18 protein-coding genes are annotated in these 15,593 nt (G+C 61.6%); 10 read left to right on the forward strand and 8 right to left on the reverse strand.

What is annotated here, in order from left to right:
• Nucleotides 1–226 precede the first annotated feature (226 nt).
• The 4 genes from HX875_RS05475 to HX875_RS05490 all read right to left on the reverse strand — a co-directional run bounded on the left by HX875_RS05475 (nt 227) and on the right by HX875_RS05490 (nt 2,847).
• The gene (locus HX875_RS05475; protein WP_003218118.1) at nt 227–628 is read right to left on the reverse strand and encodes an ExbD/TolR family protein; all 402 of its coding nucleotides are present in this window, start codon (nt 626–628) and stop codon (nt 227–229) included.
• A 1-nt stretch (nt 629) separates the two neighbouring features.
• Nucleotides 630–1,355 carry a MotA/TolQ/ExbB proton channel family protein gene (locus HX875_RS05480; RefSeq protein WP_177042427.1) on the reverse strand — a complete coding sequence of 242 codons (726 nt, stop codon included), beginning with the start codon at nt 1,353–1,355 and terminating at the stop codon, nt 630–632.
• 51 nt (nt 1,356–1,406) lie between these two features.
• Nucleotides 1,407–2,216 carry an energy transducer TonB gene (locus HX875_RS05485; protein ID WP_177042273.1) on the reverse strand — a complete coding sequence of 270 codons (810 nt, stop codon included), beginning with the start codon at nt 2,214–2,216 and terminating at the stop codon, nt 1,407–1,409.
• A gap of 241 nt (nt 2,217–2,457) precedes the next feature.
• On the reverse strand, nt 2,458–2,847 hold the full coding sequence (locus HX875_RS05490; RefSeq protein ID WP_177042275.1) for a CesT family type III secretion system chaperone: 390 nt from the start codon (nt 2,845–2,847) through the stop codon (nt 2,458–2,460).
• 436 nt (nt 2,848–3,283) lie between these two features.
• Here HX875_RS05490 and HX875_RS05495 point away from each other — a divergent pair, with 436 nt between their 5' ends.
• Complete coding sequence (locus HX875_RS05495; RefSeq protein WP_177080058.1) at nt 3,284–4,267, forward strand: hypothetical protein; 984 nt, start codon at nt 3,284–3,286, stop codon at nt 4,265–4,267.
• A 69-nt stretch (nt 4,268–4,336) separates the two neighbouring features.
• Here the strand turns inward: HX875_RS05495 and HX875_RS05500 are convergent, their stop codons facing one another.
• Nucleotides 4,337–5,182, reverse strand: coding sequence for a LysR family transcriptional regulator (locus tag HX875_RS05500; protein WP_177042279.1), 846 nt, complete (start codon nt 5,180–5,182; stop codon nt 4,337–4,339).
• Between the two features lie 106 nt (nt 5,183–5,288).
• Here HX875_RS05500 and HX875_RS05505 point away from each other — a divergent pair, with 106 nt between their 5' ends.
• The 7 genes from HX875_RS05505 (at nt 5,289) to HX875_RS05535 (ending at nt 11,443) form a co-directional block, all read left to right on the forward strand.
• Complete coding sequence (locus HX875_RS05505; protein ID WP_177042281.1) at nt 5,289–5,750, forward strand: nucleoside deaminase; 462 nt, start codon at nt 5,289–5,291, stop codon at nt 5,748–5,750.
• A complete protein-coding gene (locus HX875_RS05510) occupies nt 5,737–6,936 on the forward strand; it encodes a CynX/NimT family MFS transporter (protein ID WP_177042282.1) in 1,200 nt (399 codons plus the stop codon). The genes HX875_RS05505 and HX875_RS05510 overlap by 14 nt, the downstream gene beginning before the upstream one ends.
• A 74-nt stretch (nt 6,937–7,010) precedes the next feature.
• Nucleotides 7,011–7,943, forward strand: coding sequence for a LysR family transcriptional regulator (locus HX875_RS05515; RefSeq protein WP_177042284.1), 933 nt, complete (start codon nt 7,011–7,013; stop codon nt 7,941–7,943).
• 128 nt (nt 7,944–8,071) lie between these two features.
• On the forward strand, nt 8,072–9,244 hold the full coding sequence (locus HX875_RS05520; protein WP_177042286.1) for an L-dopachrome tautomerase-related protein: 1,173 nt from the start codon (nt 8,072–8,074) through the stop codon (nt 9,242–9,244).
• Nucleotides 9,245–9,256: 12 nt separating this feature from the next.
• Complete coding sequence (locus tag HX875_RS05525) at nt 9,257–10,138, forward strand: LysR family transcriptional regulator (protein WP_177042288.1); 882 nt, start codon at nt 9,257–9,259, stop codon at nt 10,136–10,138.
• Between the two features lie 83 nt (nt 10,139–10,221).
• Nucleotides 10,222–11,010 carry a glycine betaine ABC transporter substrate-binding protein gene (locus HX875_RS05530; RefSeq protein ID WP_177042290.1) on the forward strand — a complete coding sequence of 263 codons (789 nt, stop codon included), beginning with the start codon at nt 10,222–10,224 and terminating at the stop codon, nt 11,008–11,010.
• Between the two features lie 121 nt (nt 11,011–11,131).
• On the forward strand, nt 11,132–11,443 hold the full coding sequence (locus tag HX875_RS05535; RefSeq protein WP_177042292.1) for a putative quinol monooxygenase: 312 nt from the start codon (nt 11,132–11,134) through the stop codon (nt 11,441–11,443).
• Between the two features lie 38 nt (nt 11,444–11,481).
• Here HX875_RS05535 and HX875_RS05540 read toward each other — a convergent pair whose 3' ends face one another.
• Nucleotides 11,482–12,561 carry a fatty acid desaturase gene (locus HX875_RS05540; protein WP_177042294.1) on the reverse strand — a complete coding sequence of 360 codons (1,080 nt, stop codon included), beginning with the start codon at nt 12,559–12,561 and terminating at the stop codon, nt 11,482–11,484.
• Nucleotides 12,562–12,662: 101 nt separating this feature from the next.
• Between HX875_RS05540 and HX875_RS05545 the strand changes: the two genes are divergently transcribed.
• Nucleotides 12,663–13,667 (forward strand): AraC family transcriptional regulator, encoded by a 1,005-nt coding sequence (locus tag HX875_RS05545; protein ID WP_177042296.1) that lies wholly within the window; start codon nt 12,663–12,665, stop codon nt 13,665–13,667.
• A 147-nt stretch (nt 13,668–13,814) separates the two neighbouring features.
• Here HX875_RS05545 and HX875_RS05550 read toward each other — a convergent pair whose 3' ends face one another.
• Nucleotides 13,815–14,180 (reverse strand): response regulator, encoded by a 366-nt coding sequence (locus HX875_RS05550; protein WP_003218132.1) that lies wholly within the window; start codon nt 14,178–14,180, stop codon nt 13,815–13,817.
• A gap of 38 nt (nt 14,181–14,218) precedes the next feature.
• Nucleotides 14,219–14,905 (reverse strand): Crp/Fnr family transcriptional regulator, encoded by a 687-nt coding sequence (locus HX875_RS05555; protein WP_177042298.1) that lies wholly within the window; start codon nt 14,903–14,905, stop codon nt 14,219–14,221.
• Nucleotides 14,906–14,988: 83 nt separating this feature from the next.
• Between HX875_RS05555 and HX875_RS05560 the strand changes: the two genes are divergently transcribed.
• Entirely contained in the window at nt 14,989–15,513 is a 525-nt protein-coding gene (locus HX875_RS05560; protein WP_177042300.1) for an Mpo1 family 2-hydroxy fatty acid dioxygenase, read from the forward strand.
• Nucleotides 15,514–15,593 lie beyond the last annotated feature (80 nt).

Genomic DNA, 15,593 nt, shown 5'->3' on the forward strand with positions numbered 1-15,593 from the left:
CGTGCTGCCTGCGTTCGGGCACACCGAGCCTAGGCGAGGTGCCGAGTGGTGGGGCAAGAGCGTTTTGCTTACTTTTGCGCTGTTCAAAAGTGAGCCGCTGTAAGAGCGGAACCATATCAGCCATCCCCCAAATAACGGATATGTACACACCCCCCCAAACCGCAGGCAAAAAAAAGGCCGCACCCTGCCAAGGAGACGGCCAAAAAAATTGTCGAGGCATTTGAAACTAACGTGCAGTAATCACCGACAGCTTGGTAATCCCAGCGCGTTCGATAGACGCCATGGCTCGCGCCACTTCGCCGTAGTTCACTCCATCATCAGCCTGCAGTTGCACCCGCACATCCGGGTCCTTGGCCTTGGCCGACTGCAGGTTGAATTCCAGCAGGTCCGGCTGGATTTCATCCTTGTTGATAAACAGTTTGCCGGCGGCATCGATGCTCACCACCAACGGGTCTTTCTGCTCCACCGGCGCCACGGCCTCGGTCTTGGGCAGGTTGATCGGAATCGCATTGGTCAACAGCGGCGCCGTCACGATAAACACCACCAGCAGCACCAGCATCACGTCCACCAGCGGCGTGACGTTGATCTCGCTCAGCACCTCATCACTGTCTTGCGTGGAGAAGGCCATCTCAGGACGCCTCCTTCACTTTTTGCGCGCCGCCCTGGGAGCCGGCCTTGCTCAGCGTCGGGTGCAGCAGCACACGGAACGAGTTCTTCTGCGCCAGGCTGTAGAAGTCGTGGGCGAAGTCATCCAGGTCGGCGGCGGTGAGTTTCAGGCGACGCAGGAAGTAGTTGTAGACCAGCACCGCCGGCACCGCGACAGCAATACCAACACCCGTGGCAACCAGCGCGGCACCAATCGGCCCGGCCACGGTTTCGAGGCTGGCGGAACCGGCGGCGCTGATGCCTTTCAAGGCTTCCATGATCCCCCACACGGTGCCGAACAGACCGATAAACGGCGAGGTGCTGCCGATACTGGCGACCACGGCCAGGCCGGTTTCCAGGGAGCGACGCTCACGCACAATCTGTTGGCGCAGGGCACGTTCGAGGCGGTCTTGGTGATTGATCGCCTGGCTCAGGTCAGCCGCGTGCGGCGCATCGCCGACCTGGATCGCGGCGTAACCGGCCTGGGCCACACGGGCAGCAGCGCCCGGTTTGGTTTCAGCCAGTTCCGCGGCCGAATCCAGGCTGGAGGCCGCCCAGAACTGTTTGTGGAACTTGCGATCCTGGGACTTGAGGCGGCCGAACTGGACGCCCTTGAGCAGGGCCAGGCCCCAGGTGGCGACCGAAAAGACCACCAGCAGCCAGATAACCGCGCTTTCGATGGATTCAGTTGGAGATGCTAATGCCATGATGTCTTCCCTCTGTGCAGGTCGCGATGTGTCCAACACACCGCATCCCAATAATTAATGAATCTTGAAATCGATCGGTACGCTGACCCAGCCGTCCTGGGCCACATCGCCCTGCTTGGCCGGTACAAAACTCCAGCGCTTCACGGCAGCCAGTGCGGCTTCGTCGAGTTGCTGGCGACCACTGCTTTTCTGAATCTGGATCTCACCCGGTTTGCCGGTAGCCAATACATGCACCCGCAACAACACCGTGCCTTCCCAACCCCGGCGCTGGGCCAGTGACGGGTATTCGGGCGCCGGGTTCTTCAGGTACGCGGCGTTGGCCGAGGCCGGCGTTACCGGCGCTGGCGCAGGCGGTGCCGGGGCTGGAGCCGGTGGCGCAGGTACAGGTGGCGCAGGCGGCTGCTCCGCCACCGGTTTCGGTGCGGGCTTGGGCACAGGCTTCGGTACCGGCTTGGGTTTCGGAATCTTTTTCGGCGCCGGCTTGGCGGCCAACTCATCGACCACCGGTGGCGGTGGCTCGACAACCGGTGGCGGCGGCGGTGGCGGCACGGGTGGCGGCGGTTCCACAACCGGCGGTGCCGGCTGGGAAAATTCGATGGTCATCGGCGGAATTTCCGGCGGCACAATCGGCAGCACCGGGGTTGGCTTCTGGCTGACCCAATAGATCACCGCGCCGTGCAAGGCCAGCGCGAGAATCCCCAACAGGATCGCTTCACGCCGACTCAACACACCCTTGGGGGTTTTCTGCGTACGCAGCTGCCCCAACGGCGCGCGATGCGGCCGGCCAAGGTCGACCAACTCACCACCCGGTGCCTGGCGCCACTGCGCCTCTTGTGCACTGGCGGCGGTCTGGACATTGCCCATTGATTAACTCCCCTGCGGTCTTAAGCAAAAAAACCGACGGGCCTGCCTTGGCGGCCGTCGAGGGGTGAATCATCGGCGGCAGACGCTTATCTCTTAAAGTAATCTTTAAAGTTATAGATAGATCTAAATTGAATAACCGAAACATCCGGATACGCCGAGGCCACGTCCTGCGCGGCCTGGCGCCGAGGGGGAAAATCTCAATGCTTTTCAGGCATAAGAAATATTCTCTAAAGGCATCGGTTCAGAGACAGCACTTACGCAATTGATCGCGCAGTTCAACAGCCACCTTCGTGAATCCCGACACCCAGTCACAGAAAATCACTTCGTCCAAGGCCTTCATCGACATCTGGGAACACAACCTGAGCAAACCGGCTTCATCCAAGGCTAACCAACACCCAGCACTGCGTCCCTGTTGAAAATTCATCTCAAGCATTCGTCGGCATCCCAACGGACTCAAGTCAGACAGGCCCATCGTGCAATGCAACGTCACACTTGCCGCATCCTTCGGCATTTCGATGATTACCGCTTCCTGTTGCCGAGCGTCGGCCAAAGCGCACACACCGTCCTGCAATGAAAAATTGCCACCAAACCTTTTGCTCAACGCCGCCATTAGCAAATTGCTAGCTTCCACCGTCATTCTCCCTCGAGTTGTACGGCACAAAGAGTGGTTAGACGGCGACTCAGAGTTCCATGCAAAGCGTAGGAAACTCTCCGCAGCAGCCGTACGGCGTTTGGAACTGCGCTCAGCAACCGTACCACTGAGCTAAACCAATCTGAGAAAAGGTAACCGCATGTTCATCCATCAATCCGTCCCTTCCATGCCCCCACTCGTTGGCGTGGAACCTCCTCAGCTAAACCAGCTTCGCCAGCACACGGCCCCACCTGTGTCGCGCAGCGAGTCCTTGATCGAAAGGGGCGCGCGTGGAGCAGATTTGACTGCCCTCCAGCAGGTTCCTCTGCCTGCTCTCCCCAAAACGACTGCCCAGCCTCAGCACACGGGCTTTGTCGACCCAGCCACTCGTTCCGCCGCAAACGGCCAAACACGACAATTGGCGTTGCAACAGACCATGAGTGCCAGGGACCTGCTCTATAACCCAGGCGAGGCGCTACGCACCGAACTGGGATTGGCCGCAGGCCGCGCGCACGACATGATCAGCGGCCTCGGTGATCTGCAGGACCCTCTGGGTGGGCACTTGTTCGGAGCAGAAGGGCTCATGCCAGGCCAGAACGCGCAGGCATTGCTCGACGCCTTGAAACGCCTGCATAACGACATACCTCCGGGCCGCAGCAACGCGACGGCGAAAGACCGATCGATATTGATCGCGCTCATGGGGGATATCGGCTCGATTCTGAGTGATTCCACTACGGGTGTTGAGCGTACAAAAGACCAGGACAAGCAGCTCAAGGAATTGATTCCAAAGCGACTGAACCTTGCGACGTCACCAGAGACGATCATAGCGCCCACTGTGGCATTGGGAGGCTCTGGCACCATAGGCCCGGCCAAGAAACAGGAAAGAATCAAGCCACCCAATGAGCAGCCTCCCCGCACAGGTATTCATAATCTGGGAAAAGAGGCGGATGACCAGTTAGGTATTGCGCAATCAGGACGGCTGCTCCCCAGCCGATGGGATGTGTCGCAGCTGAAAACCGAGCGAGTCCTCCAGACGACAGAGCCTTTGGTAGCCCATATGTCAGGTACCCAGGCGGAAACCCTGGCCGTCTGGGACATGCTTCGTGGAGAAAAAACACCCTACACGGGGGTAATGGAAAACCTCAGGGCACAACCACAGCAGGCAAACGACCCCATGGCCCATTTGCCTGACGACGAACGGAACGCCCGATACGCGCGTGCTGCCGGCACTGCCGCGTTCCTGATCAGCAATGGCTACCATAGTGCGGTGGAAGTTCTGGGCGGAACACTGGCTTACACAGGCCAGGATGGACAATCTGTGGTCGGCCCTGGACAAGACGCTGCGCATCTCTTCGGGCAAGGTGCCGCGACGGAACTCGTCAGCGAACTGATGAGTAAACAGAGGTCTCCTCGCACTTAAGCCGTGGCACCATGACCGGGCACGTTCATCGCCCCGGCCATGGTGCCTGTTTGATCCAGCCCATCGCTCTCACCTGCCTGCGCATAACTTTACGATTTGCCGTTGTAACGTCTGCCCTGCGGCTCCCAGGCCTCCCCGCACATACAACGCCAGACGCACCCCCTGCACCACGGGCAAACCACTGTCCGTCCCGAGCACGATATGCCCCGCCTGCACCACTCGCCGTGGCAACAGGCTGATGCCCAACCCCGCCCCCACGGCCGAACACACACTCGCCAGGCTCGCGCTTGAATAGCCGATGCGCCAGCGCCAGCCACCCACTTCCAGGTGCTGCAGCATTTCATTACGGTAAAGGCCGCCTACGGGAAATGCCACCAAGGGCAGCGGGTCACGGCCCAGGGACGGCGTACTCAGGCTGTCCACCCAGCACAGCGGCTCCGGCCAGGACGCCACGCAGTCATCGCTGTCGCCCATCTGCTTGACCAACAAAATATCGAACTCACCACCACGATACTGACGCTGCAATTCAGGGCCCAGCCCGCTGGTGACTTCCAGCCGCACTCGCGGATACGCCACAACAAACGCCGACAGCAGCGGCATCAGGCGCTCCGCGGCAAAATCCTCCGGCACACCCAGGCGCAATACACCGTCGCTCTGCTGGTTGATCAGCACGTCGGCGGCCTCTTCGTGCAGCGCCAGGATGCGTCGCGCATAGGCCAGCAACCGTTCGCCTTCTACGGTGGCCACCACGCGGCGCTGATCACGGTCGAGCACCTGGCTGCCCAGCACGTCTTCGAGGCGGCGGATCTGTTGGCTGACCGTGGACTGGGTCAAATGCAGGCGCTCGGCGGCGCGGGTGAAATTGCCGCAATCAACCACGGCGACAAAACTGCGCAACAAGACGGGATCGAACATGGGCCTCACCATTCCATTTGCCACTGATTGGCATGGTTATATTTAATTTCAGAATACCCCTGCGGCTGCCCATACTTCACGCCTCATTGCGCACGAGGGGGTTTCCATGACTGACGATCAGCAACATCTGCATCACGCCGTGCAACTGGCCCAGGCCAACGTCGCCGCCGGTGGCCGTCCGTTTGGTGCCGTGCTGGTGCGCGACGGCGAGGTGCTGGTGGAAGCGGTCAATGAAATCCACTTGAGCCAAGACCCCACCGCCCACGCCGAGATGCTCGCCATCCGCGCCGCCAGCCAACGACTCGGCCCGCGCCTGGAAGGCTGCGTGATCTACGCCAGCGGCCAGCCCTGCCCGATGTGCCTGAGTGCGATGTACCTGTGCGGCGTGTCCCGCGTGGTCTTCGCCGCCAGCAACGAAGTAGCGGCGCCGTTTGGCCTGTCCACGGCGGCGATCTACCAGCAATTGGCGCTGCCGCTGGCGGAGCAAAAACTGCCCGTACAGCATCTGCCACAGGCGGCGATGCAGACCCTTTACGCGCAATGGCAGGCCCTGCATGACGCTGAATAATTCGTTCGCCGGCAAACTCGCCGGCTGGGGCTTGCTGGTGGTGCTGGGGCTGAACCTGCGGCCCATCCTCAGTTCCATCAGCCCGTTGCTGGGGGAAATCCGCCTGGCCACCGGCCTGAGTTTCCAGAGCAGCGCGCTGCTCACCAGCCTGCCGGTGATCTGCATGGGCCTGGTGGCATTGGTGGGTGTGCGCCTGGAGGCCAAGCTGGGGGAACGCCGCGGGATCGCCCTGGGCCTGATGATGATTCTGCTGGCGTGCCTCGCGCGCTGGCTGTTTGGCCAGGCGCCGGCACTGCTGGCCACCGCGTTGTTCGGCGGCGCGGGTGTGGCGCTGATCCAGGCATTGGTGCCGGCGATGATCAAGCGCCAGTTTCACCAGCGCGTGCCACTGGCGATGGGGGTGTACTCGGCGTCGCTGATGGGCGGCGGTGGCTTGGCGGCACTGCTCAGCCCGTTGGTGGCCGGGCATTTCCAGCACTGGCAGGCGGGGCTCGGGATCTGGTTGCTGCCGGCCCTGGGCGCATTATTGCTGTGGGCCTGGCTACCATTGGGCGCGGCAAAAAACCCGCAAGTGACGGCGCCATTCCAGGGCCTGCGCAACCGTCGCGCATGGCTGCTGGCGCTGTATTTCGGTTTGGTGAATTGCGGCTACATGAGCATGGTCGCGTGGTTACCTGCCTACTATCAGCAGTTGGGTTGGGACGTGCTGCCCAGTGGTTCGCTGCTGGCGTTCATGACGATCTTCCAGGTAATCGCCGCACTGTTGATGCCCGCATTGGCGCAACGCGGCATTGATCGTCGACCGCTGCTGAGCATCAGCCTGCTGGCCCAGACCGTGGGCTATATCGGCCTGCTGACGGCGCCGCTGCAATTCCCGCACCTGTGGGTGGCGCTGATCGGCTTCGGCCTGGGAGCATGTTTTGCCCTGAGCCTGCTGCTGACCCTGGATCACCGCCGCGACCCTCGGGAAGCCGGTCAACTGGCAGCGTTTGTCCAGGGCGTGGGCTTTTTGATCAACGCTATCTCGCCGTGGCTGACCGGCTGGCTGCGGGAGTTGACCGGCAGTTTCGTCAGCGCCTGGATGGTGCTGACAGTGACGGTGGTGGCGATGCTGATACTCACCCGAGTGTTCAGCCCGGCCACCTACCGCACCGGCTCTATGAATATGCAATTTGAGTCTAGATAAAACAATAAAGCTTCTTTGGCGGAATAAGCGAGGCGATTAGAATCCCGGTTTCCTTCAGGACGCCGGAAAACTCCATGGACCTTCGCCAACTGCGCTACTTCATCGCTCTGAACGAGTACCGCAGTTTTGTGCGCGCCGCCGATGCCATGGGCATTACCCAGCCGGCGTTCAGCCGCAGTATCCAGAGCCTGGAACAGGAGTTCGGCTGTGTGCTGGTGGACCGCGCCCACAAAGACCTGCGCCCCACCCCCGAAGGCCAGGTGGTGTTGCAACATGCCTTGTCGCTGGTTCAGGGGGCGGCCCGGCTGAGCCACGAAGTTACCCGCATGACCAAGCTCGACGCCGGCGAATTGCGCTTTGGCTGCGATGCCGTGGCGGCAGTGAACCTGGTGCCCGAGGCGATCGCGCGGTTTGTCGGCGCCCATCCCCGAGTACGCAGCGGTTTGCAGGTGGATAACTGGGAAAAACTCGGGCGTAGCTTGAGCCGCGAGGAGATCGAATTCTTCATCGCCGATGTGCGCCACTTCGAGGCCGATCCGAACTTCCAGACCCAGGCCCTGACACCCCGGCGCAATGTATTTTTCTGCCGCGCCGGGCACCCGCTACTGGCCAAGGACAGCCTCTCAACCAACGATTTGTTTGACTACCCGCTGGCCACACCGCTGATCGCTCCCGGGGTACGCAAGCTGCTGGCCAACCTGAGCGGGCGTATCGACTTTTCTCCCGCAATCGAGCTGGAGCAGTTTGCGGCGCTGGCAGCCATCGTGCGCCAGTCCAATGCGATCGGCCTGGGCGCCGAGGATGCGTTTGCCGAAGACGTTGCCCGTGGCGCACTGACGGTGCTGCACTGGCGCAATGTGCCTCACAGCCTCGACAGTTTGAACAACCGCTGCGGGATCATCAGCCGTACCGGGTTTCGCTTGTCGCCGGCGGCGAAGGCGATGATCGAAACCCTGGTCACCGTGGACAGCCCCTCTGCTGAAGCAAGCTTGCTCGCGCGCAGCTAAAAAACCGGGCGTGCGCGGCAACCCATTCTCTTGATTTCAATGAAACTGTTATCGGCAATCAGCGGGTTTTTTCGTCTGCCGGGAACCGACACCATTGGCCCCAGAACAGAAAAACCTGGAGCCCCGCCATGTACTTGAAATACCCACTCAGTTGGACTGCCCTTGCCTTGGCAGTGGCCCTCACCGGCACTGCCGCCCAGGCTTCCATGCCGGCGAACCTGCCCGCCGATCAGAGCGTTGGCGCCATCGAGCAGGTGCACGCCTTCAACGATGCCATGCCCACCGGCGTGAGCGTCACCGAGACCGGACGCATCTTTGTCAACTTTCCTCGCTGGGGCGACGAGGTGCCGTTTACCGTCGCAGAACTGCGCGATGGCAACGTCGTACCCTACCCTGACCAGGCGATAAATCAGGCCAACCCCAAAGACCCGGCCAAGGGATTTATCAGCGTACAAAGCGTGGTGGCCGACGGGCGCGGGCACCTTTGGATACTGGACACCGCAGCGCCTGGCTTCTCGTCTCCACAGCCGGGGGGTGCCAAGCTCGTCGCGGTTGATCTCGCCACCAACAAGGTGGTCAAGACCCTCGTGTTCCCGAAAAACGTCATGCTGCCCGGCACCTACGTCAACGACATGCGCTTTGATTTTCGCGTAGGTGACCAAGGCGTGATCTATATCACCGACTCCTCCCTTACCGGCCCGGGCGCGATCATCGTCATGGACATCGCCAGTGGCACCGCCATACGCCGGCTCAGTGGTGCACCCTCGACCTCGGTCGACCCGAACTTCGTGCCCACGGTCGAAGGCCAGGTCCTGAAAGTGCGGGATGCCAAAGGCGGCACCCAACCGTTTGCCGTGGCTTCGGACGGCATCGCCCTGTCGGCAGATGGGCAGACCTTGTACTTCTGCCCGCTGTCGAGCCGGCATCTGTATTCCATCCCCACGGCACTGCTGCGAGACGCGACAGTCAGCGAAGCGCGCCTCGAGATGGCGGTCAAAGACCTCGGGGAAAAAGGCGCCTCGGACGGGCTTGAAGCCGACGCCTCGGGGGCCGTCTATGCCGGCGACTACGAAAACAACAGCGTGCGCAAACGGCTGGCGAACGGGCAATGGCAGACCATCGTCCATGATCCTCGTGTGCTCTGGCCCGACACACTGTCAATCGGTCCTGACGGTTACCTGTACTTCATCGCCAATCAGTTGCACCGCCAAGGCATCTTTCACGCAGGCAAAGACTTGCGCCAGAAACCCTACAGCCTGCTGCGAGTGAAGATCGATGCCGCACCGGCGCGCACCCACTAGCGGCGCACAAGCATGAATATCGATGCGTTGAACCTTTTCATGCGATCAACGGAACTGGGCAATATCACCGCAGCCGGCAGGGAGCTGGGACTCGCGCCCTCGGTGGCCAGCCACAAACTGGCGAAGCTTGAAGAGTACCTGGGCATGCGCCTGCTGCATCGCACCACCCGCCAGGTCAGCCTGACCGAAGACGGCGCGCTGTTTCTGCCCCATGCAATCCGGGTGCTGGCAGCCGTGGACGAAGCCTATCTGGTCGCGGTGAAAGGCAAGGACGTGGCCAAGCGGGTGTTAAGAGTATCCGCCCCCGGGTCCTTCGCGCGGATGTGCCTGATGCCGGCCATTACCCGGTTCCTGCACGCCAACCCGAAGCTGAAGATCGACCTGATACTGTCCGATCAAATGCAGGACCTGACCGAGATCGGGATTGATGTGGCAATCCGCATCGCCGCCTTGAAGGACTCATCCCTGGTGGCGCGCAAGCTCGGCTGCGACCGGCGCATCCTGTGTGCGGCACCCGCCTACCTCCAGGCGCATGGCGAACCGACTTCACCGGCGGAGCTGGTCAACCATTCCTGCATCCTGCTGGGCGACGAGGACCATTGGCGTTTCGTGGGCGCCCAGTCACACGAAGTCACGGCAATCAGTGGTTCGCTCAGAGTCAATTGCGGCGAAAGCGCGCGGCTTGCCGCCGAGGGTGGGCTCGGCATCGTCTCTGTTTCACAGTGGAACGTCAGGGCCTCACTGGAAAGCGGCGCGTTGGTGGAAATCATGCCGTGCTGTGTGCTGGAGCAAACCCGGGATATCTGGGCGATCTACCCCAGCGCGCGGTTGATCTCCTCCAAGGCTCGGGCGTTCGTCGAGTTCATGATCGCCGAGTTCCAGGGCGATTTTTAGCATAGGAAAAAATCATGACGGTGACTCACCAAACTGCAGGCAAAACAAATCTCGCGAGCGGCCCACGCGTCGTTCGACTAGGGGTGACGGACCTGTCTTTCCATCGAGTTACCGCTGCGGTGGTAGCGCTGGTGTTGCAACGCATGGGCCTGACCGTTGAGCGCCACTATGCCCTGCACGAGGAAAACTTCGAGCAGTTGCGCAAAGGCTCGGTCGACATGCTGGTCTCCGCCTGGATTCCGTTCAGCCACGGGCTGTACAAGCAAGCGGTGGAGGCAGTGACGCCCACTCGCGAACTGGGCCTGCACTACCAGCCTTATGCCTTGTGGGGAGTGCCGGACTACGTCAGCAAACAGGACGTGGAATCCATCGAGGACCTGCTCAAGCCCGACGTCCGGGCCCGGATGAACCCGCTGATCCAGGGGATCGGCCCGGGTGCAGGCATTACTCGTTTCTCGCTGAAAATCATGGACGAATACGGGTTGAACAACGCCGGATATCAGTTCCGCACGGGCAGCCAGGACGATTGTATCAAGGCGTTCGAGGCGCTGTATCAGCAGCGGCGCTGGGGCATCGTGCCGCTGTGGCATCCTCAGTTCCTGCACCACCGTTATCGAATTCGCGACCTGAAAGACCCCAAGGGATTACTCGGCAGTGTCGACAGAGCGGTGCTGCTGGCCCGCGAGGATCGCCTGGTGTTACTCACGGCTGCCGAAATCCAGGTGCTGGACAATATTCGCCTCTCCAACCTCATCGTTGCCGAACTTGATGATGCGCTCAACCGTGGAGGGCAAGCCGCGGATGACGCCGCGAGCGACTGGCTGGCAAGGCATCCCGACACCTTGCGCACCTGGCTCGCCCCACTGGCCTGACTCGGCAACGAGGCCTTTTACGAATTCTGAATTCGCGGCGGGCTGGCTACAAGGGCCCGCTCACTGAGGCTAGTTTGGCGATGCAGATGTTCTGCAATCTCCCCAAACCGAGGATTCCAACATGCTCTACCTGGTTTTCAGCGGCACCATCAAAGAAGGCAAACAGGCCGAGTTCTATCGTGATGTGGCGGCCGTTTCACAGAAACTCACCCATCAGCACGACAAGGCCGTGGTCTATCAATGGCATAAGGATGAAGAGAACCCCAACCGGTTCTTTCTCAACGAACAGTGGGAAAGCGTCACCGACCTGCACGCGCATTTCGAAACGCTCTACAAAGCCTTCGGCCCGGCGAAACCCACCGAGCGCCTGCCGGCGAAAATCCTCGCGTACCTCGATGAAGCACAGGTGAACTTCTACCAGGCCATTCAGTAAACCGCACCCGGTCACCCCAGGGTGACCGGGACGCTTGCTCAGCGCGCGGTCGTTTCCACCGGGTTGAGTTCGCTCAGCCGTCCCTCCTGGCGCGCAAACCGGTTAGCCCGGGCAAACGTGCCGAAATCATTGAAGCGTACGCCCATCTCAGCCATCACCTTGTGCGCCGTTTTCACCGTCATCTGGCGGATGTAGAACGGCTCCTTCACCACAAAATGATGAATCCCGTGGGTGCTGCCGAAGTTGAAGCAGAACGCCTGCAACGGCCACAGCCACCAAGGGTTGAGCACCTGGGTTTGCTGGATCACATTGCCCGGTTCGATGTCGCCGTAGTAGTGCATGTTGGAGCTGACAAAGTGCAGGCAGAAGGTGCGCAGCACGTTGGGGCCGATGATCACCACGGCGGCGATGTCGATGACGTGCATCACCGCCAGCGTGTTGGCCGACCAGTCGATCGGCGCGCCCAGCAGGCTGGCGATGCCATTGGCCGCATGGAAGCCGAGGAACACATACCACGCGCCCCAATGCAGCAACGCCAGCGGTGCGTAGACCAGCGTCGTACGCTTGAGAATGCCCAGCTTGTGCTTCCAGGACGGCGCCCGCAGCACCCGGATCAACGCCGACATGATGTTGTCGCCGACCATCAGCAACCGCGCGATTCCCCACGGCTCACCGTTGGTGATTGCCCGCTCCTCGATGTCGGTTTCGCTGCCGGACACCTTGTGGTGATTGAGGTGCAGATGGCGCCGCACCCAGGGGTTGATGGTGCTCGGCCGCGCCAGCCACACCAGGCCCATCATCAGGTTGTGGGGCAGGCGCTGCTTGCGAAAGTACATGCTGTGGATCAGGTCGTGTTCCAGCTCGTGGGTCAGTGACGCGAGGAACGCGTTGAGCAACAGGCACACCCACCACGCCATATGCCCGGTGATATACAGCGCCGCCGAACCCAGCATGCCCACCAGGGCAAAGGCCAGGATACCCGCGCCAAGCGCGTCCTGGTGCAGCAGCCAGGGGTGGCGCTCACGCAATAACAGACCCTCAGCCAGCACCACTTCACGAATGTGCGCTGAACGCTGTTGCGCGTTCATCTGCCGGGGACTTGCAGAAGTACCGTCCATGCTTCCATCCTCTGTCTTATTGATGCGTACATCCTGCCCTATGCGATCTGGCGGGACGCTAGCCCCACACGCCAACCTGTTGACCGCAAGCGCCAATCAAAATGACTGAACCGACCTCCCTCGCCAGCTGGACCCGCGCCCTGCGCAAGCAGCTGGACGCCCTGGACCTCGACAGCGCCGCACTGTGCGCCAAGGCCGGGCTCGACCCGCAGTTGATGGACGATCCCAACGCGCGCTATCCGCTATCGGCCACCACGCGCCTGTGGGAACTGGCGGTGCAGGCCAGCGGCGACCCGGCGATTGGCTTGCGGGTGTCGCGGTTTGTCAGTCCCACCACCTTTCATGCCCTGGGTTATGCGCTGGTGGCCAGCGGCAGCCTGCGGGAAGTGTTCGAGCGGATCGTGCGCTATCACCAGGTGGTCAGCGATGCCTTGAGCCTGGAGCTTAGCCGCGAGGGCGAACGTTACCGCTTTCGCCTGCAACAGCCCGCCGGCACGCCCGCGCCAGCGTTTGAGGCAATTGATGCATTCGCGGCGATCTACGTGCGCACCTGTCGCAATCGGCTGGGCCGTGAATACGCGCCGCTGGCGGTGTACCTGCGGCGGCCCGAGCCGGCCGACCCCAAGCCGTGGCACACGGTGTTTCGCGCGCCGGTGTTTTTTGCCGCCGAAGAAGACCGCCTGGAGTTCGCCGCCCGGGACTTCGACAGCCACCTGGACGATGCCAACCCGGAGTTGGCCGAACACAATGAAACCGTGCTCAAACGCACGCTGGCGCAACTGCGGCCGCTGACCTGGGAGCGCAAGGTGCGTTCGGCCATTGAAGCGCAACTGCCCGACGGTGAGCCGAGCGCCGAGCGGATTGCCCAGGCGTTGCATTTGAGTTTGCGCAGCTTGCAGCGGCACCTGGCAGACGAAGGCTGCCGGTTTGATGCGCTGCTGAATGAGTGCCGGGAGAACCTCGCGCTCCTGCATCTGCGGGATCCCGAGTGTTCGTTGGCGGAGATCAGTCATTTGCTGGGGTTTGCCGATACCAGCAGTTTTAACCGGGCGTTCAAGCGCTGGACAGGGATGACGCCGGGGCAGTTTCGCGATGGTTTAAGGTAGTTGGAGATGCGGTGGCTGTTAGGGCCTCATCGCGGGCAAGCCCGGCTCCCACAGTTGACCGAGTTGGCTTGGGCAACAGTGTTCAAATGTGGGAGCCGGGCTTGCCCGCGATAGCGATGGTTCAGCCACCACAAATACCAGAGGCAGTCAGCGCCCCCGATCCCGCCGCAACACCTTCTTCACCCGCGCCACCAGCGCCCGGGCTTCAAACGGCTTGAGCAAATAATCATCCTCATGCAATTCCAGCCCGCGCAGCCGATCCTCAATCCCGTCGGGCGTGGTCAGGAACAGCATCGGCGTCTCGCCTTTCAGCCGAATCGCCTGTTGCAGCTTCCAGGCATTCAACCCCGGCAACATCACATCCAGGATCACCAGGTCGTACTCGGTGCTTTCCACAAAGCGCAGGGCTGCCATGCCATTGGCCGCCACCTCCACCGTGTAGCTGGCCTCCTCAAGACTGCGGCCCATCGCCTCGGCCGCCTCTGACTCGTGTTCCACTAGCAGGACGCGCATAACACACCTCGAATAATCGTGAGCGCAGGCTACCACCCTCAGGCGTGTGCCGCCTCGCGCAAACGCTGCGGGTCGAGGATTTCGATCTCGCCATAGCCCAGGCGCACGATGCCCTGGCCTTGCAGCTCCTTGAGCAAGGCGTTGGTGGTCTGGCGTGAAAGGCTCAGCATCGCGGCCAGGTCTTCCTGGGGCAGTTGCAGCACCTGCCGGGCCTGGTCGATGTCGCCGTAGCCTTCGGCGATCATCAGCAAGCGGTGGGCCACCCGCACCGACGCCGGCATCAGGCTCAGTTGCTCGATGTTGATAAAGGTCAGGCGCAGTTTCTGGCTCATCAACAGGGCCATGTCGCGCCAATAACGCGGTGCCTCTTCAAGTATTTGCAGCAACGCCGGCTGCGGCACTTGCAACAGCGTGCAAGGCCCGACGGCGCAGGCGTCGTGGGTGCGTGGCAACCCGTCGAACAGGGAGATCTCGCCGAACCAGTACGGTAACTCTGCCAGGCTCAACACCGCTTCCTTGCCCTGCTCGTTCACCGCGCTGATGCGCAGGGAGCCTTCCAGCACCGCGTACAACCCGCACGGCGGGTCGCCGCGCTTGAACAGGTACTGCCCCGCCGTCAGCTGCCGCAGCCGGGCGCTGGCCAGCAGGCTATTCTGTAAATCAGCAGGCAGATGGCTGTACCAGTGACCGGTGGCCAGCCGTGGGTGCCATTTCTCTGCATCCATGAGAACTCCGAAGATTGTCGGCCAGTTGACAGTGTGTCGAAGGCCTACAGGGCATGATCAAACATCCTACAGGAGGAATAACAATGAAAAGCCTCGTCGACCATCTCAGTCAATACGCCGCCTACCACCGCGACCCGCGCAATATCGCCAGCCACTTTATCGGCATCCCGCTGATTGTGGTGGCCGTGGCCGTGCTGCTGTCACGCCCCGAATGGACAGTGGCCGGGCTTTGGCTGTCGCCAGCCGTGGTGGTGGGGCTGCTCTCGGCGTGGTTCTACCTGCGCCTGGAACTGGCCCTCGGTGTGCTGATGACGGTGCTGATGGGCCTGTCGGTGTGGGCCGGGCATGTGCTGGCGGCGCAAAGCACGCTGGTGTGGCTGAGCAGCGGCATCGGCATGTTCGTGGTGGGCTGGGTGATCCAGTTTGTGGGGCATTACTACGAGGGCAAAAAACCGGCGTTTGTCGATGACGTGTCCGGGTTGATCGTGGGGCCGTTGTTTGTGGTGGCGGAGTTGGCGTTTCTGGTGGGGCTGCGGCATGACCTCAAGCAGCAGATTGAAGAGCGCTCGGGGCCGGTGGCCGTGCGGCACAAGAACGCCACGGCCTGACAAGCAACACAAACTAAATGTGGGAACCGGTTTTCTGTAGGAGCTGGCTTGCCTGCGATGCTGGCACCTCGGTGTCTCAG

This window comes from Pseudomonas yamanorum (assembly GCF_013386765.1).
In the GTDB taxonomy this organism is placed as follows: domain Bacteria; phylum Pseudomonadota; class Gammaproteobacteria; order Pseudomonadales; family Pseudomonadaceae; genus Aquipseudomonas; species Aquipseudomonas yamanorum_A.